The 26,389-nt window shown below is 57.2% G+C and carries 22 protein-coding genes; 4 read left to right on the top strand and 18 right to left on the bottom strand.

Features of this window, described 5'->3' with window-relative positions; genetic code table 11:
• Position 1: 1 nt before the first annotated feature.
• Both cysS and E5Q11_RS01990 read right to left on the bottom strand, forming a co-directional pair.
• Positions 2-1,384 carry a cysteine--tRNA ligase gene (cysS, locus tag E5Q11_RS01995; RefSeq protein WP_135801729.1) on the bottom strand — a complete coding sequence of 461 codons (1,383 nt, stop codon included), beginning with the start codon at positions 1,382-1,384 and terminating at the stop codon, positions 2-4.
• 53 nt (positions 1,385-1,437) lie between these two features.
• Complete coding sequence (locus E5Q11_RS01990; RefSeq protein WP_135801728.1) at positions 1,438-3,114, bottom strand: glutamine--tRNA ligase/YqeY domain fusion protein; 1,677 nt, start codon at positions 3,112-3,114, stop codon at positions 1,438-1,440.
• A 131-nt stretch (positions 3,115-3,245) separates the two neighbouring features.
• Here E5Q11_RS01990 and E5Q11_RS01985 point away from each other — a divergent pair, with 131 nt between their 5' ends.
• The gene (locus E5Q11_RS01985) at positions 3,246-3,755 is read left to right on the top strand and encodes a peptidylprolyl isomerase (RefSeq protein ID WP_135801727.1); all 510 of its coding nucleotides are present in this window, start codon (positions 3,246-3,248) and stop codon (positions 3,753-3,755) included.
• Positions 3,752-4,477 (top strand): UDP-2,3-diacylglucosamine diphosphatase, encoded by a 726-nt coding sequence (locus tag E5Q11_RS01980; RefSeq protein WP_135801726.1) that lies wholly within the window; start codon positions 3,752-3,754, stop codon positions 4,475-4,477. Before E5Q11_RS01985 ends, E5Q11_RS01980 begins: the two co-directional genes overlap by 4 nt.
• Positions 4,478-4,610: 133 nt before the next feature.
• Here the strand turns inward: E5Q11_RS01980 and E5Q11_RS01975 are convergent, their stop codons facing one another.
• From E5Q11_RS01975 to E5Q11_RS01940, 8 genes are all read right to left on the bottom strand, one after another.
• On the bottom strand, positions 4,611-5,321 hold the full coding sequence (locus E5Q11_RS01975) for an amino acid ABC transporter ATP-binding protein (protein WP_228260626.1): 711 nt from the start codon (positions 5,319-5,321) through the stop codon (positions 4,611-4,613).
• 101 nt (positions 5,322-5,422) lie between these two features.
• Positions 5,423-6,508, bottom strand: a complete 1,086-nt coding sequence (locus E5Q11_RS01970; RefSeq protein ID WP_135801725.1) for an amino acid ABC transporter permease — start codon at positions 6,506-6,508, stop codon at positions 5,423-5,425.
• A complete protein-coding gene (locus tag E5Q11_RS01965; protein ID WP_135801724.1) occupies positions 6,508-7,695 on the bottom strand; it encodes an amino acid ABC transporter permease in 1,188 nt (395 codons plus the stop codon). Before E5Q11_RS01965 ends, E5Q11_RS01970 begins: the two co-directional genes overlap by 1 nt.
• A gap of 87 nt (positions 7,696-7,782) precedes the next feature.
• The gene (locus E5Q11_RS01960; protein ID WP_135801723.1) at positions 7,783-8,808 is read right to left on the bottom strand and encodes an amino acid ABC transporter substrate-binding protein; all 1,026 of its coding nucleotides are present in this window, start codon (positions 8,806-8,808) and stop codon (positions 7,783-7,785) included.
• Between the two features lie 267 nt (positions 8,809-9,075).
• The gene (locus tag E5Q11_RS01955; RefSeq protein ID WP_135801722.1) at positions 9,076-9,900 is read right to left on the bottom strand and encodes a hypothetical protein; all 825 of its coding nucleotides are present in this window, start codon (positions 9,898-9,900) and stop codon (positions 9,076-9,078) included.
• Positions 9,901-10,005: 105 nt separating this feature from the next.
• The gene (locus tag E5Q11_RS01950) at positions 10,006-11,106 is read right to left on the bottom strand and encodes a hypothetical protein (protein ID WP_225314973.1); all 1,101 of its coding nucleotides are present in this window, start codon (positions 11,104-11,106) and stop codon (positions 10,006-10,008) included.
• A 24-nt stretch (positions 11,107-11,130) separates the two neighbouring features.
• Positions 11,131-11,460 (bottom strand): DMT family transporter, encoded by a 330-nt coding sequence (locus E5Q11_RS01945; RefSeq protein WP_135801721.1) that lies wholly within the window; start codon positions 11,458-11,460, stop codon positions 11,131-11,133.
• Positions 11,461-11,584: 124 nt separating this feature from the next.
• A complete protein-coding gene (locus E5Q11_RS01940) occupies positions 11,585-12,355 on the bottom strand; it encodes a ferredoxin--NADP reductase (RefSeq protein WP_135801720.1) in 771 nt (256 codons plus the stop codon).
• A gap of 117 nt (positions 12,356-12,472) precedes the next feature.
• Between E5Q11_RS01940 and E5Q11_RS01935 the strand changes: the two genes are divergently transcribed.
• Positions 12,473-13,381: a LysR family transcriptional regulator gene (locus tag E5Q11_RS01935; protein ID WP_135801719.1), complete on the top strand. Its 909-nt coding sequence runs from the start codon at positions 12,473-12,475 to the stop codon at positions 13,379-13,381.
• Here the strand turns inward: E5Q11_RS01935 and miaE are convergent.
• Positions 13,378-13,980 carry a tRNA-(ms[2]io[6]A)-hydroxylase gene (gene miaE, locus E5Q11_RS01930; RefSeq protein WP_135801718.1) on the bottom strand — a complete coding sequence of 201 codons (603 nt, stop codon included), beginning with the start codon at positions 13,978-13,980 and terminating at the stop codon, positions 13,378-13,380. The two genes, E5Q11_RS01935 and miaE, sit on opposite strands and share 4 nt — an antisense overlap.
• Positions 13,981-14,198: 218 nt before the next feature.
• Between miaE and E5Q11_RS01925 the strand changes: the two genes are divergently transcribed.
• Positions 14,199-16,793 carry a bifunctional aconitate hydratase 2/2-methylisocitrate dehydratase gene (locus tag E5Q11_RS01925; RefSeq protein ID WP_135802392.1) on the top strand — a complete coding sequence of 865 codons (2,595 nt, stop codon included), beginning with the start codon at positions 14,199-14,201 and terminating at the stop codon, positions 16,791-16,793.
• A gap of 92 nt (positions 16,794-16,885) precedes the next feature.
• On the opposite strand, the gene E5Q11_RS01920 is transcribed toward E5Q11_RS01925, so the two are convergent.
• The 7 genes from E5Q11_RS01920 to mltG all read right to left on the bottom strand — a co-directional run bounded on the left by E5Q11_RS01920 (position 16,886) and on the right by mltG (position 26,389).
• Positions 16,886-17,902, bottom strand: coding sequence for a zinc-dependent alcohol dehydrogenase family protein (locus E5Q11_RS01920; protein ID WP_225314974.1), 1,017 nt, complete (start codon positions 17,900-17,902; stop codon positions 16,886-16,888).
• Entirely contained in the window at positions 17,902-18,648 is a 747-nt protein-coding gene (locus E5Q11_RS01915; RefSeq protein ID WP_135801717.1) for a sulfite exporter TauE/SafE family protein, read from the bottom strand. Before E5Q11_RS01915 ends, E5Q11_RS01920 begins: the two co-directional genes overlap by 1 nt.
• A gap of 127 nt (positions 18,649-18,775) precedes the next feature.
• A complete protein-coding gene (gene putP / locus E5Q11_RS01910) occupies positions 18,776-20,266 on the bottom strand; it encodes a sodium/proline symporter PutP (RefSeq protein ID WP_135801716.1) in 1,491 nt (496 codons plus the stop codon).
• Between the two features lie 214 nt (positions 20,267-20,480).
• Positions 20,481-23,660 (bottom strand): bifunctional proline dehydrogenase/L-glutamate gamma-semialdehyde dehydrogenase PutA, encoded by a 3,180-nt coding sequence (gene putA / locus E5Q11_RS01905; RefSeq protein WP_135801715.1) that lies wholly within the window; start codon positions 23,658-23,660, stop codon positions 20,481-20,483.
• 193 nt (positions 23,661-23,853) lie between these two features.
• Positions 23,854-24,624: a helix-turn-helix transcriptional regulator gene (locus E5Q11_RS01900; protein ID WP_135801714.1), complete on the bottom strand. Its 771-nt coding sequence runs from the start codon at positions 24,622-24,624 to the stop codon at positions 23,854-23,856.
• Between the two features lie 68 nt (positions 24,625-24,692).
• Positions 24,693-25,322 (bottom strand): dTMP kinase, encoded by a 630-nt coding sequence (gene tmk / locus E5Q11_RS01895; RefSeq protein ID WP_135801713.1) that lies wholly within the window; start codon positions 25,320-25,322, stop codon positions 24,693-24,695.
• An 8-nt stretch (positions 25,323-25,330) separates the two neighbouring features.
• A complete protein-coding gene (gene mltG, locus E5Q11_RS01890; RefSeq protein ID WP_225314975.1) occupies positions 25,331-26,389 on the bottom strand; it encodes an endolytic transglycosylase MltG in 1,059 nt (352 codons plus the stop codon).

Raw genomic sequence — 26,389 nt, 5'->3', positions numbered from 1 at the left:
CCTATCCTCGTCTCCAGCTGGTCCCTTGCCGGCTGTCATCCAGAATGACGCCCTTGTCCAGAAGTTCGTCGCGAATACGATCGGCTTCGGCGAAATCCCTGTTTTTGCGGGCATCAGCCCTGGCCTGGATCATGGCCTCAATGTCATCTGCGCTCAGCTCGCCTTCCGCACCGGCCTGGAAATAGGCTTCCGGATCCTGCTGCAATAGACCGAGTACGCTGCCCAGGCGCACCAGCACCGCCGCCTTTTCCGACGCCGCGGCATCGTCACCGTCGCGCCTGTGCTGGTTTATGTCGTTGGCGACACTGTGCAGCACCGCCATGGCGCCAGCGGTGTTGAAGTCATCACTCATGGCATCATCGAACTGACGGTCATACTCTGATTCCGGCACGTTCTTGGCAGGCACCAGGCCACGCAGCGCCTGGTAAAGGCGGTTAAGCACTCGCCCCGCTTCCGCCAGGTTTTCCTCGGAATAGTCCACCTGGCTGCGATAATGGCTGGATACCAGAAAATAGCGCACCACTTCAGGCGCGTAAGTCTCGAATATTTCCCGGATGGTAAAGAAGTTGCCCAGTGACTTGGACATCTTTTCCTTGTTCACCCGAATCGCCCCGGCGTGCATCCAGGTGTTCACGAAAGTTTGGCCACTGGCGCTTTCGGACTGGGCAATTTCGTTCTCGTGATGGGGGAACAGCAGGTCCGGGCCGCCGCCGTGAATATCAAACGTATCCCCGAGGCAGCAGCTGGACATGGCTGAGCACTCAATGTGCCACCCAGGCCGGCCGTCGCCCCAAGGCGATTCCCAGCTCACTTCTCCGGGCTTGGCCGCTTTCCACAGAACAAAATCCGCGGGGCTACGCTTGGCTTCCTGAACGTCCACTCGGGCGCCGGCGACCAGATCTTCCAGTTTTTTCTTGCTGAGCTTGCCGTAACCCTCGTAGGACTCCACGGAAAAGTAGACGTCGCCGTTATCTGCCGCATAGGCGTGATTGCTAGCAACCAGCTTGTGGATCATGGCGATGATTTCGTCGATATAGGCGGTGGCGCGGGGCTCTTCGCTCGGCGACATGACGCCGAGTTTCGCTTCGTCCTCGTGCATGGCCTTGATCATGCGTTCGGTCAGCTCGCTATACAGCTCGCCGTTTTCGTCGGCCCTACGCAAAATCTTGTCGTCAATATCGGTGATATTACGCACGTAGCGCACGTCATATCCAAGGTGGCGTAGATAACGGGTAATCACATCAAAAGCAACCAACACCCTGGCGTGGCCCAGATGACAGTAGTCGTAAACGGTCATGCCGCAGACATACATGCGAACCTTTCCCGGTTCTATCGGCTGGAACTCTTCCTTTTTCTGACTCAGGGTGTTGTAGATTCTGATCACTGTTTTGCTCGTTTTGTCTGGTGCATTCGGGTCTGGCTTGGTGCCTTGGCGCCCTATTTAGTTTTTCCCCAGGAATCCCGAAGGGTCACGGTACGATTGAACACCGGGCGACCTGCCGATTGGGTAAGTTCCTGATCGCAGAAAAAATAGCCTTCGCGCTCGAACTGGTACGGCAAGTCCGTGTTGGGCGTAGCCAGACTTTTTTCCACTCTTGCGCCCTTCAGGACAATCAGCGATTCCGGATTGATCGAATCAACAAAATCCGTTTCCTTATCGCCGTCCGGGTTCTCAGTGTTAAAAAGGCGGTCGTACTGATTGATGTCGGTTTCAACGCTGTCAGTCGCCGATACCCAATGCAGAACACCATTCGGCTTGTAGCCTTCCGGATTCACACCCAAGGTGTCCGGATCGTATTCGCACTTAAGTTCGACAATCTCACCACTGTCATTGCGAATAACCTCACGACAGGTCATCACGTAGCCGCCTCGCAGGCGAACGGCCTGGTCCGGCGCCAGGCGTTTCCACTTGCGCGGCGGCTCCATCGCGAAGTCTTCCTGGTCGATGTACAGGGTCTGGCTCCAGGTGACTTCCCGCTCGCCCATATCTGGGTTCTGGGGGTGCACCGGCAACACCAGGGTTTCGGTTTTGTCAGCCGGGTAGTTGGTCAGGGTCACTTTCAACGGGCGCATCACGCACATGGCGCGGGGTGCGCGGGTGTTCAGGTCTTCGCGGATGGCATGTTCCAACATGCCCATGTCTACGGTGCCGCCCGCCTTGTTGACACCGATCATGTCGCAGAACGTGCGCAGTGATTCGGGGGTATAGCCGCGACGGCGCATGCCTGAAATTGTCGGCATTCTCGGATCGTTCCAGCTGTCGACGAAACCTTCGTCCACCAGGCGTTTGAGTTTGCGCTTGCTGGTGATGGTGTAGTTCAGGTTCAGCCGGGCGAATTCGATCTGCCGCGGCTGGCAGGGGGCGGAGATGTTTTCCAGGACCCAGTCGTAGAGCGGGCGATGATCTTCGAATTCCAGTGTGCACAGGGAGTGGGTAATCCCCTCCATGGCATCGGAAATCGGATGGGTAAAGTCGTACATCGGGTAGATACACCACTTGTCACCGGTCTGGTGATGGTCGGCGTAGCGAATCCTGTACAGGATCGGGTCCCGCAGGTTGATGTTCGGGGACGCCATGTCGATTTTCGCGCGCAGCACCAGTTCGCCGTTCTGGTATTTGCCATCTCGCATATCCCGGAACATCTGCAGGTTTTCTTCTACCGGGCGGTCGCGGAAGGGGCTGTTCCTGCCCGGCTCTTTCAGGGTGCCCCGGTATTCGGCCATCTGGTCTGCGGACAGGGCGCACACATAGGCCTTGCCCTTTTCGATCAGCTCGACGGCGAACGCGTAAATGGTGTCAAAGTAGTCCGAGGCATAACGCACCTGCCCTGCCCATTCAAAACCCAGCCACTGAACATCCTGCTTGATGGCGTCAATGTATTCCTGGGATTCCTTTTCCGGATTGGTGTCGTCAAACCTGAGCGTACAGTCGCCGTTAAAGGTATCAGCAATGCCGAAATTCAGGCAGATCGACTTGGCGTGGCCGATGTGCAGGTATCCATTGGGTTCTGGTGGAAACCGCGTGACCACTTTGCCGGTGTGCTCGCCTTTGGTTATGGCGTCTTCTATCAGGCTCTGGATAAAGTTATGGGCTTTCTTTGACTCGGCGCTCATACAGTCTCAGTCGTCGGGTTGGGTCTGAAACCGCGTATTATACGCATAAATGGTGGCTCAACTCATGCACAGCTGCAAACTCTTCAGTACAATGGGAACAACTTTTAAAGCACCCTGAACAGGAAACCCTGATGATTCTGCTGAAAACCTCCCATGGCGATATCAAGATCGAGCTGGACCACGAAAGAGCCCCAGAAACCGCCAGAAATTTCGAACAGTATGTAAAGGATGGCTTCTACGATGGTCTGATCTTTCATCGTGTTATCAGCAATTTCATGATCCAGGGCGGCGGCTTTGAGCCGGGAATGGCCCCCAGAAAAACCCGCGCACCAATTCGCAACGAAGCCAACAACGGTCTGAGCAACATGCAAGGAGCGGTTGCCATGGCCCGCACCATGGACCCCCACTCCGCCACCGCGCAGTTCTTCATCAACGTCGAGAATAACGGCTTTCTGGACCACACAGCCGAGAACGCCGAAGGTTGGGGCTACTGCGTGTTCGGCAAGATTGTTGACAGCATGGACACCGTGAACATCATACGGTCAGTGCCAACCACCATGCGTGACGGTCATCAGGATGTGCCCGCTGAAGATGTTGTGATCATCTCTGCTGAAGTCACTGAGGATGGGGAACCCGCGTGACCACGCGTTTCATTTCCGACCTGCACCTGGAAGAATCCAGACCGGACATTACCGACGCGTTTCTGGCGTTTCTGAAAGACAAAGCCATGGCCATAGACGCGCTCTATATCCTGGGTGATTTTTTTGAAGCCTGGATTGGGGACGACGAGCGAACCCCCTTGCAGGAAACCGTGGCCGGCGCACTGAGGGAAGTCAAAGCCAGCGGCACCACAATTTACTTCATGCACGGCAACCGGGATTTCCTGATTGGCGAGGACTACTGCCAACGGGCTGGCGCCACCCTGCTTGAAGACCCCTCGGTGGTGGAGCTTTACGGCACCCCCTACCTGCTGATGCATGGCGACAGCCTGTGTACCGCAGATGTGGAATACCAGAAGTTTCGGGCCAACATGCGCAATCCTCAGTGGCAACAGATGATTCTTCAGCGCCCGCTGGAAGACCGCAAAACCATGGCGCGCCAGCTACGGGAAATCAGCATGGCCAAGAACAAGGGCAAGGAAGAGTCCATCATGGATGTGACGCCCGAGGAAGTGGTGCGCGAATTGGAAGCCCACGGCGTCCAGAACATCATTCACGGCCACACCCACAGGCCTGCAGAGCATGACCTGACCGCTAATGGCAAGCCTGCCAAGCGCATTGTATTGGGTGACTGGCATGAAAACGTATGGTGGCTGGAAGTCACGCCGGACGAAAAACCAGAACTTAACAAATACCCTCTTTAAAAAAGAGGCCAGCAGGATCGCCTGATATCGGCCCCAGGGTGGGGGCCTTTTCTGCAGGGAACAAAGGTGTCTGAGCGCAGCGAGTTCTTTTTCCCGGAGGAAAAGGCCCCCACACTGGGGCCAGCCTCCGTCATCAGTGGTCCAGAATCTGCTCCAGGAACTTCTGGGTTCTCGGTTCCTGCGGGTTGGTAAAGAACTCATGGGGCGGCGCCTCCTCCACAATCTCGCCGCCGTCCATAAAGATCACCCGGTCTGCCACGGTTTTGGCGAAACCCATCTCGTGAGTTACGCACAGCATGGTCATGCCGCTGCCCGCAAGCTCGATCATGACGTCCAGCACTTCCTTGATCATCTCCGGATCCAGTGCCGAGGTAGGCTCGTCAAACAGCATGATTTTCGGCTTCATGCACAATGCCCGGGCGATCGCGACCCGCTGCTGCTGGCCGCCGGACAGCTGGCCGGGGAACTTGTTGGCCTGGTCCGGTATCTTGACCCGCTCCAGATACTCCATGGCCGCTTCTTCCGCCTCTTTTCTGGGTGTTTTTCGAACCCAGATGGGCGACAGGCAGCAGTTTTCAAGCACCGTCAGGTGCGGGAACAGGTTGAAATGCTGGAACACCATACCGACTTCACGGCGTACCGTGTCGATGTGGCGAATATCGTCCGTCAGTTCGATGTTATCGACGATAATCTTGCCCTGTTGATGCTCTTCCAGACGGTTGATACAACGAATGAACGTTGACTTGCCCGATCCGGAAGGACCGCAGATGACGATCCTCTCGCCCTGGCGGACACTCAGGTTCAGGTCCTTGAGGACGTGAAAATCCCCGTACCACTTGTTCATGGACTCAACCCGGATAATCGCCGAGCTGCTATCATCTTTCTGACTTGGAACGGGGCCCGTGGAGCCCGTTGCCTGGGTTTGATCTGTCATAGTGTTACCCATCAGGTCTTATGACCGGTGTCTAGTTTGCGTTCAAGATTCTGGCTGTAGCGGGAAATGCCAAAGCAGAACACCCAGAAACAGAAGGCCACGAATACATAACCTTCGATGGCAACGTTCTGCCAGGCCGGATCGGTTACCGTTGACTGCACGGTGCCGAGAATGTCGAACAGGCCGATAATCAGCACCAGCGTGGTGTCCTTGAACAGCGATATGAAGGTGTTAACGATGCCGGGGATGACCATCTTCAGTGCCTGGGGCAGGATGATCAGCCCCGTTTTCTTCCAATAACCCAGGCCCAGCGCATCCGCCGCTTCATACTGCCCTCTCGGGATCGCCTGCAAGCCGCCCCGAATAACCTCCGCCATGTAGGCCGACTGCCAGAGGGTGATACCTATGAGCGCCCGCATAAGCTTCTCGAAGTTCATGCCATCTGGCAGGAACAGCGGCAGCATCACTGACGCCATGAACAGCACCGTAATCAGCGGTACCGCTCGCCAGACCTCGATGAACACCACGCAGATACCGCGAATGATCGGCATTTCCGAGCGCCGCCCCAGAGCCAGCAGTATGCCGATTGGCAGCGACGCGATGATGCCGATATAGGCAAGAATCAGCGTCAGCATCAGGCCGCCCCATTTACTGCTTTCCACGATCTCCAGGCCGAAGTTCCCGCCCGGAATCAGGAAGTAGCCCACAACGGGCAGGCCGGTCAGGCCAAACAGCCCGAACCATTTGCGCCCGGGGAAACGTTCGATGAACTGGGGCACAAAACAGACCGCCAGCAACAGGAACATCACATCCACCCGCCACTGGAATTCGTCCGGATAGAAGCCGTAGATAAAGAAGTTCAGTCGCTGGCTTATAAACAGCCAGCAGGCGCCGGTGCCGACACAGTCACTGGGTTCGTCTCCCAGAAAGGTGGCTTCAAAAAACAGCCAGGTGAACAGCGGCCCCACGCTGGTGACAACCATATATCCGACCACAATGGTCAGCAGGCTGTTGTACCAGCTTGAGAACAGGTTCTGGCGCATCCAGTCCAGGGGGCTGATCGCAACTTTGGGTGGTTTCAACATTGGCTCAGCCATCATCGCTCCTTAATCGCCACGGCCCGGTTATAGATGTTCATAAACAGGGAGATTGTCAGGCTGATGGTGAGATACACCGCCATGGTTATAGCGACCACCTCCACGGCCTGACCGGTCTGGTTCAGGGTTGTTCCCATGAACACAGCCACAAGGTCCGGGTAGCCGATAGCAGTTGCCAGTGAAGAGTTCTTTGCCAGGTTCAGATACTGGCTGGTCAGCGGCGGGATGATGACCCGCATGGCCTGGGGAATAACGACTAGACGCAGGGTCAGGCCATTGGGCAGTCCAAGCGCCTTCGCGGCCTCGGTCTGGCCTTTGCTGACCGAGAGAATGCCGGAGCGAACAATCTCGGCGATAAAGCTTGCAGTATAAAGAGACAGAGCTATCCACAGTGCTGCGAGCTCAGGGATGATGGTAATGCCACCACCAAAGTTGAATCCTTTCAGTGCCGGTAAGTCCCACTCAAGGGGCGCGCCCGCTGTCAGATAAGCCAACACGGGAAGAATCACCAGAATGGCAAAACCTACCTTGAACGTTGGAAATATCTGGCCGGTCGCAAGCTGGCGCCTCTTCGCCCAGGTTCGCAGACCGACTACCGCAACAATGGCGACAATCAACGCGCCCCAGACAAGACCAAAGCCGTCCTGCGTAATCGGCTCGGGTAAATAGAGGCCTCGATTATTGAGGAAAAAACTGCCGCCCACCTCAACACTCTGACGGGGCGAAGGCAGGCTTCCGAGAACCGCAAAATACCAGAAGAAAATCTGCAGCAGCAGCGGAATGTTGCGAATCACTTCGATGTAAACAAGCGCAAGCTTGGCCACCAGCCAGTTGCTGGAAAGCCGAGCCACACCAATAATAAAACCGATTATAGTGGCGGCGACAATACCCATTGCCGACACCAGCAGGGTATTCATCAGACCAACAAAAAAAGTCCGGCCGTAGGTCATGGTGGCGTCATAAGGCACCAGCGACATGATAATGCCGAAGCCTGCAGTCTCATTCAGGAAGCCGAAACCCGTGCTGATGCCTCGGCTTTCCATGTTTGAAAGGGTGTTATCAACCAGCGTCCATCCGCCCCAGAACACAAGGGCAATGGCAACGAACTGAAAAAAGAGTGAACGAATTCGGGGATCGTACCAGGGCTTGGGCCCTGCCGGTCTGGAATCAACAGTCTGTTTTTTCATGGAGTTTCCCGGAAAGCTGAACCGCGATGAAGCAAATCACGAAAACAGCAGACGGACAGTCGTCCGCCTGCTGTTCGCTTTCAGGTGTTAGCGAAGTGGAGGCGCGTAAAGAATACCGCCTTCGGTCCACAGCGCGTTCAAGCCACGGTCAAGCCCCAGCGGGGTGTCCGGGCCAACGTTACGGTCGTACATTTCGCCGTAGTTACCGACCTGCTTGATCACCTTGTGGCCAAAGTCATCCGGCAGTCCAAGCTTGGCGCCCATGTCGCCGTCAGTACCCAGCAGACGCTGCACGTTCGGGTTGTCAGACTTCAGCATGTCTTCAACGTTGGCGCTGGTAATGCCCAGCTCCTCGGCGTTGATCTGGGCAAACAGTACCCACTTGACGATGTTGAACCACTGATCATCACCCTGACGCACCACCGGGCCAAGCGGCTCTTTGGAGATGGTGTTCGGCAGAATTTCGGCTGAGCTCGGGTCGGTCAACTTGGAACGGAGTGCGGCCAGCTGTGAACGGTCGGATGTCAGAACGTCGCAGCGTCCGGCGGCAAAGCCCTGAACCGTCTGTTCGGAGGTATCAAACACGATTGGCTGATATTCCATCCCCTTGGCGCGGAAATAGTCGGACAGGTTCAGTTCGGTTGTGGTTCCTGCCTGAATACAGATGGTCGCGCCATCCAGCTCAGTCGCGTCATTGACGCCCAGATCCTTGTTGATCAGGAAACCCTGACCGTCGTAATAGTTGGTGCCGGTAAAGTTCAGACCCAGAGAGGCATCGCGGGTCAGGGTCCAGGTGGTGTTCCGGGACAGCATGTCGATTTCGCCTGACTGCAGCGCAGTGAAGCGCTCCTTTGCGGTCAGCGGAGTAAACTCGACGGCCTGAGCGTCTCCGAAGATGGCAGCAGCGACGGCACGGCAGGTATCCACGTCAATACCGGTCCAGTTGCCCTTGTCGTCCGGCTGGGAGAATCCTGGCAGGCCGCTGGTCACGCCACACTGCAGGTGCCCCTTCTCTTTTACGCTTTCAAGGGTGGTTGCAGCAGTGGCAAAAGGGGCAGCAAGAACACCGCACAGCATCACTGCGCCGGCGGCCATTGATTTGGTGTTGTTCATTATCAGTTCTCCGAAATCCGTGGGTTAAGGAACATCGCGTGATCTGGCAAGCAATTTACAAGCCAGCGATGGACCTCAATGTTTTTGTTCATTTTTTCCTTGTTGAGCCGCATTGGTCGGTGAATCAGAGCCACAAAAGCGGGCACTGAACGCCTCGGTTCAGGGCACGCCTGCGTATCTGGAGCTCACCTTCCAGAACGTCTTACTATAAAGTAGAACCGTAAACGCGAATCAACCAGTTTTCCGGAACATTTCTTTACACAAACGTCACTCCGGTTCGCGGTAGGTCTCCAGGCGATTCAGCCAACCGGGCAGCCAGCGGGCTTTTTCTATCGGCTGTTCGGCATTGTCAGCGCGGCGCGTTAGCACAGCTGCGGCAGACTTCCTGAAAGCTGTCAGCGCTGGGGTTCCCTGGTGTTCTAGCATTCCCTGAAGCACCTGAAGCAGGCCCCAACCCTGGCCCTTATAGCGCTCAGCTTCTGCCAACCCCTCACCTTTGAAGTTGACGTAGTCAATCAGGGCATAGGTACCGCCGGGGGTCTGGATCAACGATTCGATTCGCTCTGACATGGACTCCCTTTGCTCCGCGGGTGCTGCGAGAACAACCCGCCTGAGCGCCTGTTTGGCACGCTGAACGACAAACCCCGCCTGCTCGCCTCGGGTACTGGACAAAAATGCTCGCAGTTCACGAACTCTATCCGCACCCGACTGCGCCAGAAAAATTTCCCGGTTTTCCCAGGGCGCGTCGAAGGGCTCTAATCCGGAAAGCCAATCTGGAAGTTCCACCCCCTGCTCAGACAGGTAAGCAATCATCACCGGGAAGCTCTCAACGAATGGGCCTTCGATTCCGGCGGGGTACCAGATAAAGTGGCCAATCCCGAGCGATGGAAAAGCTTCCCCCTCATTCCAGTGCACCAGGCAGGATTCCCTGCCCGCACATTCGTTCTGGAAAATCTGATCACCAATCCAGGTCAGCTCCGCGGGCGCCAGCTCAACTTCCATTTGCCCCAGGTCGTCATTGCGCCCACAGCCAGCAAGAGTCAGCACTAGTGTCAGGCCGATTATCAGGGGCTCATATCCAGTGCGTAACATAACCAGCCTCCTGCCGATGGGGATACTCTTCATGCCAGATCTGTTGCCATGAGGTAACACGCCGGCCGTCAAAATTTGCAGAGCGGTGTCTGCCGGTAACGGAGGCTACCGGAACTCTGAATAACCGGTTCTGCGGCCGGCAAGCTGATAAAGAATGGCAAGAAGCCCTTTAAGCAGGGCGATGGCTGGCCACACCAACCAGCTGAGAAGATAGAATGCGGGTATCAGAATCAACAGCCAGCCGGCAAGCTGGATCAGCATCGGCGACACTCCCAGCACATCCGCCACTCCCGCAAAAAAATCATTGATCAGGCTGGGATGGGTCACCACCAGATACCCCGCCCCAATAATCAAGGGCCATTTTGCGTATCGGGCACTGCTCAGAATCAGCCGTCCGCTGCCGGTAATTCGTGCCGCCAGTGCCGCGGACCGAGTCGACAACGCCGCCCCACGAGTGGCTTGCGCCGCGGTCCTCCCTGCCCTGAGAACCTTGACCGCACTGGCAAACACCAGCACGTCCACCGACGCCCAGCCGATATCGCTGGCAGAGATGTCCTCGCCGGTGCGGTAATTCGTCTCCAGTTGCCGGACACCACTGGTAAAAAACTGGGTAATGCCTTCCGTGACCCGCTCCGTCTGTACCCACTGGGTCTCGCCGCTGTCGTTCACCACAAACTGCCCGAGGAAATCGTGGCCTTCGCTGCGAATGAAGTTCACCGCATACCAGCCGCGCTCCTCCGGCGACAGTGGCTCGGCGTCTTTCGGCGCTTCAGCCTCTTGCCCCCTCAGTTCGGCAATATAGGCTCTGACCCGGTCATATTGCCGGGCTGCCTTGTTCATCCACTCAACGGAACTGACGGGATTCTGGATGAAGTATTGAATGGGCGGCAGCACATTCCCACCGTAGGTGGTCAGTACCTCGCGAAACTCCGGTTCAGAGGCGTAGAGGGGAAGGACTTCCCTGGCCATCTCGGGATAGGCGAGCAGCGCAGCCTGGGCTTTAAGCAGCAGCAACGGGTCGTCGCCCAGATCCAGTATGGCGGCCTGGACCTCAATCGGCTCGTTGTGGATGCTGTCAAAACCTGGCAGTGCGTCGCGGGCCTGTATCGAAATGAGCTTTTGCTCAATCGGCACCGGCCGGGAGGCATAACTGGCAAGTGCGGCAACCAGCAGGGCCGCACCCAGAATTACCATGGCTTTTTTCAAACATCCACCTCGGGCTTGTCGGATTCAACCTACACTGCCTGAGAATACGTTGATTACCACAACACCGGCAACGATCAAACTGATTCCGGTAATGGCTGCCAGGTCCAGCGCTTGCCCGTAAAACACATATCCGACCAGCGCAATCAACGCCACACCGGCGCCCGCCCAGACGGCATAGGCAACGCCCACAGGAAGCGTTTTCAGTGTCAGCGCCAGAAAATAGAACGCAACCATGTAGGAAACCACGACAACCAGAGAGGGGGCGAACCGGGTAAAACCCTCAGAGCTTTTAAGGAACGAGGTCCCGACCACTTCCGCAACAATGGCCACTGACAGAAATACCCACTGAATCATTCCGGATCTCACCTTTTGTGTGCGACGACGTTTTACGACAACATCTTGCTCTGAATGCAAAAACCCCGAAGCTTTCGCTTCGGGGTTCCGCCTATGGCCTGACTTGGTTGCTGAAGCGGTTGATTTACTGCTCCACAAACGCCCGCTCGATCACATAGTGACCCTGGTGCCCCTGCCTGGCTTCCTTGAAGCCCATCTTTTCCAGAATGGCGCAGGTGTCCTTCAACATGCTGGGACTACCACAGACCATGAACCGGTCGTTTTCCAGATCAAAATCCGGCATGCCCAGATCACTGGTCAGCTTCCCGTTTTCCATGGCATCGGTCAACCGGCCGGTATTACGGAACTCTTCCCGTGTGACTGTGGGATAGTACTTCAGTTTACCGTCGACCATTTCGCCAAAGAACTCATTTTTCGGCAGCTCTTCGATTTCTTGCTGGTACGCCAGTTCCGACTTGTAACGCACGCCGTGGGTCACAATCACATTGTCAAAGGCCTCATAGATTTCGGGGTCCTTGATAATGCTGATAAACGGCGCCAGGCCGGTGCCTGTGCTGATCATCCACAGGTTCTTGCCCGGCAGCAGATTGTCTGCAATCAGGGTACCGGTCGGCTTGCGGCTGACCATGATCTCATCCCCTACTTCGATCTTCTGAAGACGGGAGGTCAGCGGGCCGTCCTGAACCTTGATGGAAAAGAACTCCAGCTCTTCTTCATAGTTCGCACTGGCGATGCTGTAGGCACGCATCAGGGGCTTGCCATCGGTTTCCAGACCGATCATGGTGAAATGGCCGTTCTTGAAACGAAACCCAGGGTCACGGGTCGTCGTGAAGCTGAAGAGGGTGTCGTTCCAGTGACGAACACTTGTTACACGCTCTTTGTTGAGATTGCTCATGGTGCTACCCGTCTCTGTTATACCGAAAATGACTGAATTTTATTTCCTATATAATAACCCGGGAAAACATATCGACAAAATGGGATATTCTTCTAACCTTATTCGGAAATACCGATTATGAAGTTCAGTTTCCGCCAGCTCGAAGTTTTTTTGGCCGCGGCGCACCACCAGAACATCACCAAAGCTGCTGAATCGCTAGCCATGTCCCAGTCGGCAGCCAGCAGCGCTCTAAAAGAACTGGAATCCCAGTTCAACATCCAGCTTTTCGACCGGGTTGGCAAACGGCTTCAGCTAAACGAACTGGGCCGACTTTACCGTCCCAAGGTTGAGTCCCTGTTGGCACAGTCCGGTGAGCTTGAGAACGCGTTCAGCAAACACACTGAAGTTGGCGAACTCAAGGTTGGCGCCACCCTTACCATTGGCAATTACCTGGCGGTAGGGGTTATGGCGCGCTACATGAATACGCCTACCCGCCCCAGGGTTGCTCTTGAGGTTGCCAATACGCGCACCATTGCCAAACGGGTCAGCGACTTTGAACTGGATATCGGGCTGATTGAGGGCGAACTGCAATCCTCAGAACTGGACGTTATCCCCTGGCGTGGCGACGAACTCGTGGTTTTCTGCTCGCCGGATCATCCACTGGCAGCGGTGAAAGAACTGTCCGACGACGACCTACGACGCGCCACCTGGATCATGCGGGAACAGGGATCCGGCACCCGACAAACCTTTGAGCGCGGCATGCATGGACTACTGCCGGACCTGAACATCCTGCTGGAGCTTGAACACACCGAGGCCATCAAGCGAGCGGTGGAAGCCAACCTGGGCATTGGCTGCCTGTCGCGGGTTTGTCTGGCCGACGCTTTCCGCCGCAAAAGCCTGGTGCCGCTGGGGGTGCCGGCCCATCGGCTGTTCGACCGTACCTTCTATTTCATTCTGCACAAACAGAAGTATCGCAGTGCCGGCATTGACCGGTGGATTGAACTCTGTGAACAGCTGGAAGACCCGCCCCAGCTGGAACCCGGTTAAACGGGCCCGCTGTGAAACCGGAACTGGGTATCCGGCGATTCGATCAATGACTTTTCGATGGCCAGGAATGCTCGAACCCGATCATCAACAGGGCCACCGGCAGCCTGTTCAGCCAGAGTAAGATAATCCTGATAGTGACGCGCCTCGGATTTCAGCAGGCCATTGTAAAAATCTGCCAGTTTCTCATCCAGATGCGGCGCCAGGGAGGCGAAACGTTCGCAGGAGCGGGCCTCAATAATGGCACCCACTACCAGCACGTCCACCAGCCTGCCCGGGTCCTCCGCCCTTACCTCTTTTCGTAAGCCGGCAGCATAGCGGGCGGGTGTGAGGTGGTCGTAGGTCACTCCACGTTTTTTCATGATCGCCAGCACCTGCTCAAAATGGCGCAGTTCCTCCCGCGCCAGGCGCGACATCTTATTCAGCAGATCGGTGTTATCCACGTAGCGGTACATCAGACTGAGCGCCGTGGAAGCGGCCTTTTTCTCGCAGTGGGCGTGGTCAATCAGCATCAGATCCTGATTGGCAAGGGCATTTTCGATCCAGCGATCGGGGGTTCTGCAAGGTAGAAACTGGTGAATGTCATTCAGTGCGTCGGTCATGGTTTACAACGGGTCGGTCAATGGAAGGCGCCAGTATACATGACCTCGCGGGCGCCTCCGACCGCTCCGTACTGTTTAGCGCCATGCATCTCCAGCTTAACTTTAGGAGGGGTTTCCTATAGAATGCAGCGCCAACTTACCGCCTTTTACGCCATAAAACTCCCGCCAGGCGACGAAGCCCACGGAGCGGGACATTCCAACTGATGAGGACCCATATCGTGTTAGAAGCCTATCGTGAACACGTTGCAGAACGCGAGGCTCTGGGCATTCCCCCGAAGCCTTTGAATGCCGAACAGACCGCCGCGCTGGTCGACCTTCTGAAAAATCCCCCGGCCGGTGAAGAGGAAACCCTGGTCTACCTGCTGGAAAACCGCATTCCGCCGGGTGTAGACGAAGCCGCCTATGTGAAAGCCGCTTTCCTGTCCGCCATCGTCAAGGGTGAAGCCACTTCACCGCTAATCGACAAGAAAAAGGCCGTTCAACTGCTTGGCATGATGCAGGGCGGCTACAACATCGCCACTCTGGTCGATCTGCTGGACGACAGCGAACTGGCGGAACTGGCCGGCAAAGAGCTCAAGCACACACTGCTGATGTTCGACGCCTTCAACGACGTCAAAGAAAAAATGGACGCCGGCAACGCCGTGGCCAAGTCTGTGGTTGAATCCTGGGCTAACGCCGAGTGGTTCACCAACAAGAAGAAGGTGCCTGAGAGCACGAAGATGGTGGTCTTCAAGGTCACCGGCGAAACCAACACCGACGACCTGTCTCCGGCCCCGGACGCCTGGTCCCGCCCGGACATCCCGCTGCACGCCCGCGCTGCCTATAAAATGGAACGTGACGGCCTGAAGCCGGAAGAGCCCGGCGTCACCGGCCCCATGGGCCAGATCGACGAAATCAAGGCCAAGGGCCTGCCGGTCGCCTTTGTCGGCGATGTTGTCGGTACTGGTTCTTCACGGAAATCCGCCACCAACTCGGTTCTGTGGTTCTTCGGTGAGGACATCCCGGGCGTGCCCAACAAGCGCGCCGGCGGTGTCTGTATCGGTAACAAGGTTGCCCCGATCTTCTTCAACACCATGGAAGACGCAGGTGCCCTGGTATTCGAAGCGCCAGTCGACGACATGAACATGGGTGACGTGATTGAGATCCGCCCCTATGAGGGCAAGATTCTGAACGAAGCTGGCGAGACCATCTCCGAGTTCGGTTTCAAGTCCGACGTGATCCTGGACGAAGTTCAGGCCGGCGGCCGAATTCCGCTGATCATCGGCCGTGGCCTGACTGCCAAGGCCCGCACCGCGCTTGGCCTCGGCGCCACGGATATCTTCCGCCTGCCGGACGATCCCGAAGCCGGCACCAAAGGCTTCACCCTGGGCCAGAAGATGGTCGGCAAGGCCTGTGGCCTGGATGAAGGCAAAGGCGTTCGCCCTGGCACCTACTGCGAGCCGCACATGACCACCGTCGGTTCCCAGGACACCACTGGCCCGATGACCCGTGACGAGCTGAAAGACCTGGCCTGCCTGGGTTTCCAGGCCGACCTGGTCATGCAGTCCTTCTGTCACACTGCGGCCTATCCTAAGCCGGTAGACGTGGAAATGCAGCACACCATGCCGGACTTCATCCGCACCCGTGGCGGTGTTTCCCTGCGCCCGGGCGACGGTATCATCCACTCCTGGCTGAACCGCATGCTTCTGCCAGACACAGTCGGTACCGGTGGTGATTCCCACACCCGTTTCCCAATGGGTATTTCCTTCCCGGCCGGCTCTGGCCTGGTGGCCTTTGCTGCTGCCACCGGCGTGATGCCGCTGGATATGCCGGAGTCGGTGCTGGTTCGCTTCAAGGGCGAAATGCAGCCGGGTATTACCCTGCGTGACCTGGTACACGCGATCCCGCTGTACGGCATCAAGCAGGGCCTGCTGACCGTTGAGAAGAAAGGCAAGATCAACGAGTTCTCTGGTCGCATCCTGGAAATCGAAGGCCTTGAGCACCTGACCGTCGAGCAGGCGTTCGAACTGTCTGACGCCTCCGCGGAGCGCTCTGCCGCCGGTTGTACCATCAATCTGTCGGAAGAGTCCGTGGCTGAATACCTGCGCTCCAACATCACCATGCTGCGCTGGATGATCGCCGAAGGTTACGGCGACCCCCGCACCCTGGAGCGTCGCGCCCAGCAGATGGAAGAGTGGATTGCCGATCCGAAGCTGATGCGTGCCGACCAGGACGCCGAGTACGCTCACGTGGTGGAAATCGATCTGGCGGAAATCAAGGAACCGATCGTGTGCTGCCCGAACGACCCGGACGACGCCCGTACCCTGTCCGAAGTGGCCGGCGACAAGGTCGACGAAGTGTTCATCGGTTCCTGCATGACCAACATCGGTCACTTCCGTGCCGCCGGTAAACTGCTGGCACAGAACAAGGAGCCCCTGAAGACCCGTCTGTGGATGTCTCCGCCCACCAAGATGGACCAGGCCCAGCTGATGGAAGAGGGTTACTTCAACATCTACGGCACCGCCGGTGTGCGCACCGAGATGCCGGGCTGCTCGCTGTGTATGGGCAACCAGGCCCGTGTCGCCGCCAAGAGTACGGTTCTGTCCACCTCCACCCGTAACTTCCCCAACCGTCTGGGCGATGGTGCCAACGTGTACCTGACCTCTGCCGAACTGGCGGCCGTGGGTGCGGTTCTGGGTAAGCTCCCCTCCGCTGCGGAGTACATGGAGTACGCCAAGGACCTGAACAGCATGTCGAAAGAGATCTACAAGTATCTCAACTTCGACCAGATGGAGAACTACACCAGCAAGGCGTCTGAAGCGAACGTTGCTTAAGACCTGACCTTCTGCCCTCACGGGCAGACAGTGGTGCCAGTAAAACGCCAGCCCGAGGGCTGGCGTTTTTTATGGACGAACGCCTCGGGCGTCTAACGCGTCAGCAGAATTTTACCGACCGCTTCGCCAGATTCGATGCGGCGATGAGCCTCGCCAATCTCGGTGAATGCAAAACGCTGACCGTCGATCAGCGGCCGCACCCCGCCCTGCTCCAACGCATCGCTCAGCACTTTCATCAGTCGCGGCTGATCCTCCATACCAATGCCGTGAAGCAGCGCCAGCGAGCGGAAAGTCACGTGCAGGGTCAGGCTTTTCGCGTGCATCAGCGTAAGATCATGGGTGGAACGGGTATTGATAGAACATATCCGACCGTTGATTGCCGCACCTTCAATGGAGCGGTCGATGTTCTGCCCGCCCACGGTATCAAAGACCAGGCTGAACCCGCGGCCATCGGTCAGCCGTTGCTTGTAATCCTCCACCGACTCTTCCCGATAGAAGATGATGTCGTCAGCGCCGAGATCACGGGCCAGCCGGGCCTTGTCTTCTGAAGAAACCGTGGTGGCGACACGAGCTCCCCGGGCTTTTGCTATCTGGATTGCGACATGGCCCACGCCACCGGTGCCTGCATGGATAAGCACATGCTCACCGGCCTGAATGCCAGCCCGGTCCACCAGCGCACTCCAGGCCGTCAGGTACACCAGCGGCAGGGTAGCGCATTCCTCGAGAGGTAAGGCCATGGCCGGGGTTCGCTTTGCCAGCAAACGGACATCGGCGACCATGTAATCCGCCAGGGCACCCTGCCACTGACCCACGCCGCCTGCACAGCCAAAGACTTCGTCTCCCTCTGCAAGGGAGACGACACCCGGCCCAACTTTGTCCACCACGCCAGCCACGTCGCCGTTGAGTATGGCCGGCATCGCCGGGCCTGTTTTCACCAGCCCCGAACGGATTTTGGTTTCCAGAGGATTCACGCTGGACGCCACCACCCGTATCCGGACCTGCCCTTCGGCCGGCTCCGGTGTGGGTACATCCCGCTCAACGAAAACGTCCGGACCGCCAAACTCTTCAATGACCATGGCTTTCATGATGACTACCTCCAAATCAGACATTAATAAACGATGAGCCGGACCAGAATCGCGGCCACCATTACCAGGGTGAGCCACTTGACCCACTGCGCGCCTTTTTCACTCAGATTGACCCGGGCCGCAATGAACGCGCCGGTAATATTGCCCAGGGCCAGTGTCAGCCCCATGCCCCAGAGCACCTGATCATTGATGGCAAAGATCAGCAGCGCCGGCAGGGTGTATAGCAGCACGATGGACACCTTGAAGACGTTTACCTGGCGCAGGTCAATCTTCAGCATTCGATACAGAACCACCAGGAAAAGCGCACCTACGCCAACCTGAATGAAACCACCGTATACGCCGATCAGGAACATGGCCAGATAGATCACCGGGCCAAGACGTTCGGGCGTCAGCGGGCTGGTATCAAGCTTCGGTTGCGGCAGCAGCATAAAAACCGAAGCGCCAATCATGGCCATCACCAACACCACCTCAAAGACAGCATCTGCCACCCAGGTGGCCACCCAGGCTCCGAGCAACGAACCCAGAACGGCGGGAACGGCCAGATGCAGACTGACAATCAGATTGCCGTGACCCATCCGGTGAAAGGTGCCAACGGCGGTAATACTCTGAAGGGTAATGGCTACGCGATTGGTACCGTTTGCCACCTGGGGAGGCAGGCCAAGAAACATCAACAGCGGCAGGGTCAGCATGGAGCCGCCCGCCGACAACACGTTTATAAACCCGGCAAGCCCCCCAAGGGCCAGCAGGGCCAGGATTTCAATGACCGTCATAGTGATACCGCGAAAATGGGAAGCCTGAATGCAACAAACCCCCGCTGCTGAGCGGGGGTTTGTTGGTAGTCTAGCAGGGTTGGATCTTAACCCCTGCTTATACTTAAGGCGCTAGGCGCCTTTCAGCCTAACGGGTGATGTGCTGATACTCGCCAGCATCGGCGGTCACGCTACTGACACCCAGGATCGCAATGAAAGACAGGATGAAGCCCGGAATGATCTCGTAGACACCCGGGCCGCCCATGAACTCGCTGTTCCAGCCCAGTGAAATCCAGATCATCACCGTGGCGGCACCCACCACCATACCGGCAATGGCGCCGGCACCGTTGGTGCGTGACCACATCAGCGAGAGGATAATCAGCGGACCGAAGGCGGCGCCAAAGCCGGCCCAGGCGTTACTGACCAGCGCCAGAACCTGGGAGTCAGGGTCAGACGCAATGATGGTGGCCACCAGGCCAACCAGCACAACGCAGATCCGGCCTACACCAACACACTCCTTGTCGGTCGCTTCTTTACGCAGGAACAGACGATAGAAATCCTCCGTCAGCGAAGAAGAAGACACCAGCAGCTGACTGGAAATGGTACTCATCACCGCCGCCAGCAGAGCCGCGTAGAGGAAGCCGGTGATCAGCGGATGGAACAGCAGGTCAGACAGAATGATGAAGATAGTTTCCGGATCTTCCACATTCATGCCATTGCGGATGGCGTAGGCGCGACCAAACACACCCAGGGAAACGGCACCGATCAGTGAAATCAGCATCCAGCTCATGCCGATGTTGCGGGCGATGGGTACGTCCTTGAGGGTGCGGATTGCCATAAAGCGAACGATAATGTGGGGCTGACCAAAATAGCCAAGGCCCCAGGTAACCGCAGACAACCAGCCAATAAAGGTCAATCCCTCCGTCCAGGACAGCAACTTTGGGTCAACCTCGTTCAATGTCTGGGTCGCCTGGCCGATGCCACCGCCGCCTTCGCCGAAAAGCACAACCGCCGGCATGATAACCAGTGCCAACATCATGATGCAGCCCTGAACAAAGTCGGTCATGCTCACAGCCAGGAAACCGCCAACAACGGTGTAGACCAGAACCACGCCGAGGGTAATGGTGATACCCGCCGCATAATCACTCAGGCCGCCAAAGTTGAAGATGCCGGCGAATGCACTTTCAAACAGCTTGCCGCCAGCAACCAGACCAGACGCCGTGTAAACCGCAAAGAAAATGACAATGACGATGGCTGAGACCGTGCGCAGGGACAACGCCTGGGTCGGGAAGCGGTTAGCGAGGAAAGACGGGATGGTAATGGCATTACCATAATGAACCGTCTGTTCACGAAGACGCGGCGCTACCAGCGTCCAGTTGAAGAACGCGCCAACCAGAAGGCCGATACCGATCCAGGCCGAACCCAGACCCGAGACAAACATCGCGCCGGGCAGGCCCAGCAGCAACCAGCCACTCATATCCGAAGCGCCGGCGGACAGCGCCGCTACCTTCGGGCTGAGCGAGCGTCCACCCAACATGTAATCCTCGGATGAAGACGTAGATGTGCGCATCGCATAAACGCCAATGGCGATCATCAGCGCAAAATAACCAATCAGACTAATCCATACACCAATAGCCATGAAAATCCTCCAGTACTTTGGGCCGGAACGCATTCCGACCAGTTGGTACGCATACCGCGCCAGGCCCGGCAGTCGCCCTCTTTATATTTGTTAACGGTTTGCTTTGCCCCGCTAAAACGGCACGGCTGTCATTCGCTCAAAGCCCCCATTATCCGATGGTTACCTCCTTATGGTTCCGTTTGAATTTAGCAACGTCGTCAAGACAACGCGCACGTCACACCCTCTCGATGCCCAGAGACAACAGCGATGCATTGCCCCCAAGCGCTGTGGTGTTGATGGTTCGGGTTCTCTCTGCAGCAAAACGTAACAGATAATTAGGGCCACCTGACTTGGGCCCGGTACCCGTAAGGCCCTGGCCACCGAATGGCTGAACGCCGGCGACAGCACCCAACTGGTCACGATTGACGTAGGTGTTGCCTGCTTTGATGCGCTTCTCGATATAGGCTGCGCTTGATTCGCTGCGGCTGTGAATGCCCAGCGTAAGAGCCCATCCAAGGCCGTTTATGTCCTCAATCACGTTATCCAGACGGTCAGCATCGTAACGGATTACATGAAGGATAGGCCCGAAACAGTCATTTTTCAGGTATTTAAGTGATTTTATTTCCCAGGCGGTCGGCGCGACGAACAGGCTCTTGTCAGCATCCTCCGGTAGAGGCGCGCGACCAATCAGGCGCGCCCCGGACTCAAGAACCTCCAGATGCTCTACTAGCCCGGAGCGAGTGCCAGCGTCGGCAATAGGGCCAATGTCGGTATTCAGACGGCCAGGATCACCCAATGAAAGCTGACTCATGGCCCCGGCCAACAGCGTTTCGATCCGTTCGGCAACATCCCTTTGAAGATATAACAGCCGCAATGCCGCAGACCGCTGCCCGGCTCCCGTAAATGCTGACTTGATCACATCCGCGACGACCTGCTCAGGCAGTGCGCTGCTGTCGACAATCATTGCATTCTGGCCGCCCATCTCTGCAATCAACGGCGCCATCGCACCTTCCCGCTCCGCCAGTGCCCGGTTGATCAGGCGCGCCACCGCCCTGGAACCGGTGTAGGCAACGCCGGCGATACCAGGGTCCGGAAGCAGTCTTTTTGCGATGGTGGCGCCATCGCCCGGCAAAAGCTGCAGCGCGCCGGCAGGCACGCCAGCTTCGAGCATCAGTTCCGCTGCCCGGAAACCGGTCAGGCTGGCGTGGTATGCAGGCTTGGCAAGAACCGGATTACCCGCCATCAGCGCAGCCAGAATCTGCCCCGAAAAGACCGCCAGCGGCGAACTCTGCGGGCTTATACACAAGAAGATGCCGCGGCCCTCCATGTAGAGCTCGTTGGTCTCCCCGGTCGGCCCCGGCAACGCCATGGCGTGACCAAATCGCGCCTTTCCCTGGCTGGCGTAATAACGGCAAAGATCAACCGCTTCACGCAACTCGTCAACGGCGTCCCTGACTGACTTGCCGGTTTCCTGGCTGCAAAGCGAAACCAGTTCAGCGGTATTTTCTTCAAGCAGCTCCGCGTAACGAAGCAGACACTGGACACGTTCGGCAACTGGTCTGCCGGGCCAGTCCGCCAACCCCTTCTGTGCGGCCTGAAGGGCTTTGCCTGTCTGCGATAGATCGCTGGAAAAGACTTTCCCCAGTTTGTGGGACATGTCCGCCGCTGAAGGGGCCGCTCTGCCCTCCCCCTTGAAACTGGGCTCACCCATGATCAGTGGCCCTGCAGACCAGCGATGCCGACGCCAGCTCTCAAGTTCCCTGAGCAAGGGATCACGGTGATCGGCTACCCTGAGATTCCAGCCTCTGGCATTCAAACGTTCATTGCCGTAAAGCGCTGATGGCGAAGGAATCCGGTCATTGGACAGTGTCGGGTATTTCTCAAGCTCCTGTACCGGATCCTGAACCAGGGCATCGACCGGTGTTGCGGCGTCCACTAACCGATGGACAAACGAGGAGTTGGCCCCGTTTTCCAGCAATCGCCGAATCAGATACGGCAACAACTCCCGATAACCACCGACCGGGGCATAGATACGGACAGGAGTTTCATGCTCTTTCAGAACTGACTCGTAAAGAGCGTCGCCCATACCATGCAGTCGCTGCAGTTCGATTGGGCGTTCCTTTTTGCGAGCAATGGCCAGCACCGAGGCCACGGTATGGGCGTTATGGCTGGCCATCTGAGGATAGAGGGCCCCTCTGGTGTAATCGCTTAGCAGAAACCTGAGGCAGGCAAGGTAGGAGGTGTCAGTGCTTTCCTTTCGGGTGAACACCGGGTAGTTCGCAATGCCAAGCTGTTGCGCATGCTTGATCTCGTTATCCCAGTAGGCCCCCTTCACCAGACGCACCGGAATCTCCTTTCCCTGCTCTTTCGCCAGCTTGTTCAGCCAGCAGATCACCGGCAATGCACGTTTGGAATAGGCCTGTACGGCAAGCCCCAGGCCACTCCAGTCTTCAGCGGAGGGCGACCGGAACACCTGTTCGAACAGTTTGAGCGACAACTCCAGCCGATCCATTTCCTCGGCATCCAGAGTGATCGCAACGCCCTCCTCCCTGGCAAAGCCAACCAGCTCGCAAACGACCGGGTGAAGCTCTTCCAGTACCCGGTTTTCATGGAAAGCATCGTACCGGGGGTGCAGGGCTGAAAGCTTGATGGAAATGGAGGGCGGCAATAATCTGGTCGAATCCCAGGCCTGCTGGCCGACGGCGGCAATGGCATGGCGATAATCGCTGAGGTGCCGGGCTGCATCCTGCTCGGTCATCGCCGCTTCACCGAGCATGTCAAAAGAATAGGTGTACCCTTTACTGCGGTAGCTTTCCGCATGGTCGAGCGCTTCAAAAATGCTTTCGCCAAGCACGAACTGTCGCCCCATGATCGTCATCGCCTGGTTCAATGCCCGTCGAATCATCGGCTCGCCGCTGCGCCTCACCAGACGACGCCAGATTCCGGAAGGAGACCCGTCCAGTCGGCGATCCATTCGGATCACCCTTCCGGTCAACAGCAGCCCCCAGGTGGAGGCATTCACCAGCGTTGAGTCACTGCAACCCAGATGACGGTCCCAGTCGGCGTCGGTCATTTTTTCATGGATCAGCCGGTCGGCAGTGAACTTGTCCGGTATTCGCATCAGGGCTTCAGTCAGGCACATCAGGAGGATGCCTTCCTCGGTATCCAGGCTGTATTCCTGAAGCAGGGCATCAATCATGTGGACGCCGTCGTCCCGTTCCCGAACCTTGTGGATCAGGTCCGTTGCGGTTTCGGTGGCAAATTTCTGTTCGGCAGCATCGCTCTGGGCGAGGGTGATCAGCTTCCTGAGGTAGGAGTCTTCATTGACAGCGTAGTTCGCAAGGATGCTCTGCCAGAAGAAAGAGATAGGCTGTTCCTGAAACGCAGGCTCCAGAGCCCTGCTCGCATCGAACATCTGACCATCCTCGCGGCGGATGCTGTCGATACGCCGCTTTGCCCATCACACTGGTCTCTTCCTGCGCCTCTGCGCAGGTCAAGTAGACCAACCTGACAATAACTTAGTAGTAATACGGAGTGCGGGCTTACAAATTTCTACGATTCTTTTGCAAAATCATACTGAGTTGGCTTCTGGCAGGAATGTCCAGGGATCAGGCAGCGGAACGCAGTCGGGAGGGCGTAATGCCTTTGTACTTTCTGAGGGCGTTTGTCAGCGCACTCTGGGAGGAAAATCCGGTACGAAAGCTGACCTCTGAGATCGTCAGCGTGGTACCTGCGAGCAACTGCACGGCCTGATCGAGCCGGGTCTGCAACAGAAACTGGTGGGGCGTGATCCCGGTCACATCCCGGAACATCTCATGAAACCGGCTAACGCTAAGGCAGGCAACACCGGCCAGATCATTCACCGTTATCTTGCGCTGAAGGTTCTCCATGATATAGCGCCGCAGGGTGTCCGGGCTAATGGCATGACGATTGGCGCGCATATCCCGGTCCTCGTTCAGGCGCTCCGCCATGCAATGCAGAATGCTGGCGCCCAGATGGCGTTTCATACCTTCATTTCCCGGGGACCGATCAAACTCGCCTGCGACAAACTGGACCAGGTTCTGTAATTTGTTATCCAGCACAAAGGTTCTGGGCTTCTCGAAAAGCGGAGCCAGTTTTTCGTAATCGGCGTGTTCAGGGCTGGCCAGGGGAGGAATAAACGGGTCAAGATTAATCACCAGAACATGGTTCTGGAGATCCCCGCAGTAATCGTGCCGGGCCTGGGTAGGCACCAGACAGGCCCGCCAGGTATCGAGGTGAGAGCCGGTGCCATCAACATTCAGATCCGCTTCGCCGCGAACTCCCACCACGATCTGATGGTGTTCATGCCGATGCTGATGAGAAGCGGTAGGAAGCTTTAGCAGGCGCGCATCCAACATACCTACATACCGACCGTTTACAGAAAATATAACCTGATTAAACCAGATATGGTCAGAATTTGCACGAATCAGCGCAGAACGAAACTTTTGAACAGATGTGAGACGTCCTCGCTGACCTGTTCAAGAGGTCGGGCGGCGTTGACAATGTGGTACCTTTCCGGTGCCGCGGCAGCGCGGTCAAGATAGGTGCGCCGGATACGCTCGAAAAATGCCACCGCCTCCTGCTCGAACCGGTCCAGCTCGCCCCGATGCCTTGCCCGGGCCATCCCGGTTTCCACCGGGGCGTCAAGCAAAACAATATGATCGGGCCGGACACTGCCCTGAACCAGCGTTTCAAGCGTTGCGATTGCATCTGCCGGTACGCCCCGTCCGCCACCCTGGTAGGCGAAGGTCGCATCAGTAAAGCGATCACACAACACCCATTTCCCGGCTTCCAGCTCCGGAAGAATGCGCGTGTGCAGATGCTGGGCCCTGGCGGCAAACATCAGCAGCAGTTCGGTCAGATCGTTAACCGGCTCGTCGCGGGGCGCCAGCAGCAAATCACGGATTGCTTCCGCCATCGGGGTTCCACCGGGTTCCCGGGTAACCACCACTTCAACGCCAAGGTCGCGCAAGAGCGATGCCGCCTGGCCCAGTTGGGTCGACTTGCCGACACCCTCAGTGCCTTCAAACGTAATGAACTGCCCCCTTGGTTTCATGGGCTCGGCTATTCCTTCTGACTGTCAGTTTCAGGGGCTGCTGGCGACGAGCGATAGTCTTCACGTCGGTTCAGCTGAAACTGGCGCACGGCTTCCTGATGCTCAGCCAGAGTGCGAGAAAACTTGTGGGTGCCGTCACCCCGGGCGACAAAGTAGTAAGTATCTCCATCGGCCGGGTGCAGGGCTGCATGCACGGCTTCCCGTCCGGAAAGCGCTATGGGTGTGGGCGGCAGACCGTTGATCCGGTAGGTGTTGTAGTCGGTATAGGTGCGAAGGTCCTTGCGGGTAATTCGCCCTTTGTACTGATCACCCATACCATAGATCACCGTCGGGTCCGTCTGCAGACGCATGCCCTTCTCAAGACGACGGACAAACACCCCGGCAACCTCCGCCCGTTCATGCGCAGCACCGGTTTCCCGCTCGACAATAGAAGCCATGATCAGGGCCTCGTAGGGAGTGTCGTAAGGGAGGCCTTCAGCCCGGTTCTCCCACTCTTCCGCCAGCACGCGTTCCATCCGGTTGAACGCCCGTTTATACAGGTCAAGATCGGTTTCCTGGCTGCCGTGCAGATAGGTATCCGGGAAGAAACGCCCTTCCGGGTGCTCGTCTGCAGCGCCCATCGCCTCCATGATCTGGGCATCGGTCCAGTCCGTGGTGACCTTGTCCAGGCGCGGGTTGGCAGCAATCGCCTTGCGCATATCCCGGAAGGTCCAGCCCTCGATGAATTGGATCTGCCATTGTTTGGTATCGCCAGACACCATTTTGCGGATCATATCCAGGCGTGACATGCCACTGGTGAACTCGTATTCGCCAGCCAGCAGCCTGGATTGTTCCGGATTCAGACGGGCGTGAATCCGCATCCACAGACTGTCATCCATAAATCCGTTCTGTTCCATTGACCGGGCGATCTGGTCATACCCTGCGCCCATCGGCACCGAGAACAGAACCGGTTCGTCCAGAACAACAGGCTGTTCAAGGGTCTGAAGACCCTGCCAGAGCCAGATGCCCAGGCCGGAACCCAGAAGAACAATCAGTGAGACGGCTGCCAGCAGTAACTTCTTCACCAA

The organism is Marinobacter confluentis, assembly GCF_004785685.1.
GTDB classification, from domain to species: Bacteria; Pseudomonadota; Gammaproteobacteria; order Pseudomonadales; family Oleiphilaceae; genus Marinobacter; species Marinobacter confluentis.
This window is presented reverse-complemented; position numbering and strand designations above follow the sequence as displayed.

Bases quoted from the DNA above. Each gene is read 5' to 3' on its own strand.
- E5Q11_RS01990 (WP_135801728.1), bottom strand. From the start codon at position 3,114: ATGAGCGCCGAGTCAAAGAAAGCCCATAACTTTATCCAGAGCCTGATA.
- E5Q11_RS01965 (WP_135801724.1), bottom strand. From the start codon at position 7,695: ATGAAAAAACAGACTGTTGATTCCAGACCGGCAGGGCCCAAGCCCTGG.
- E5Q11_RS01960 (WP_135801723.1), bottom strand. From the start codon at position 8,808: ATGAACAACACCAAATCAATGGCCGCCGGCGCAGTGATGCTGTGCGGT.
- E5Q11_RS01975 (WP_228260626.1), bottom strand. From the start codon at position 5,321: ATGAACAAGTGGTACGGGGATTTTCACGTCCTCAAGGACCTGAACCTG.
- E5Q11_RS01955 (WP_135801722.1), bottom strand. From the start codon at position 9,900: ATGTTACGCACTGGATATGAGCCCCTGATAATCGGCCTGACACTAGTG.
- E5Q11_RS01935 (WP_135801719.1), top strand. From the start codon at position 12,473: ATGAAGTTCAGTTTCCGCCAGCTCGAAGTTTTTTTGGCCGCGGCGCAC.
- E5Q11_RS01940 (WP_135801720.1), bottom strand. From the start codon at position 12,355: ATGAGCAATCTCAACAAAGAGCGTGTAACAAGTGTTCGTCACTGGAAC.
- E5Q11_RS01900 (WP_135801714.1), bottom strand. From the start codon at position 24,624: ATGTTGGATGCGCGCCTGCTAAAGCTTCCTACCGCTTCTCATCAGCAT.
- E5Q11_RS01985 (WP_135801727.1), top strand. From the start codon at position 3,246: ATGATTCTGCTGAAAACCTCCCATGGCGATATCAAGATCGAGCTGGAC.
- tmk (WP_135801713.1), bottom strand. From the start codon at position 25,322: ATGAAACCAAGGGGGCAGTTCATTACGTTTGAAGGCACTGAGGGTGTC.
- putP (WP_135801716.1), bottom strand. From the start codon at position 20,266: ATGGCTATTGGTGTATGGATTAGTCTGATTGGTTATTTTGCGCTGATG.
- E5Q11_RS01945 (WP_135801721.1), bottom strand. From the start codon at position 11,460: ATGATTCAGTGGGTATTTCTGTCAGTGGCCATTGTTGCGGAAGTGGTC.
- E5Q11_RS01915 (WP_135801717.1), bottom strand. From the start codon at position 18,648: ATGACGGTCATTGAAATCCTGGCCCTGCTGGCCCTTGGGGGGCTTGCC.
- E5Q11_RS01970 (WP_135801725.1), bottom strand. From the start codon at position 6,508: ATGGCTGAGCCAATGTTGAAACCACCCAAAGTTGCGATCAGCCCCCTG.
- miaE (WP_135801718.1), bottom strand. From the start codon at position 13,980: ATGACCGACGCACTGAATGACATTCACCAGTTTCTACCTTGCAGAACC.
- putA (WP_135801715.1), bottom strand. From the start codon at position 23,660: ATGTTCGATGCGAGCAGGGCTCTGGAGCCTGCGTTTCAGGAACAGCCT.
- E5Q11_RS01920 (WP_225314974.1), bottom strand. From the start codon at position 17,902: ATGTCTGATTTGGAGGTAGTCATCATGAAAGCCATGGTCATTGAAGAG.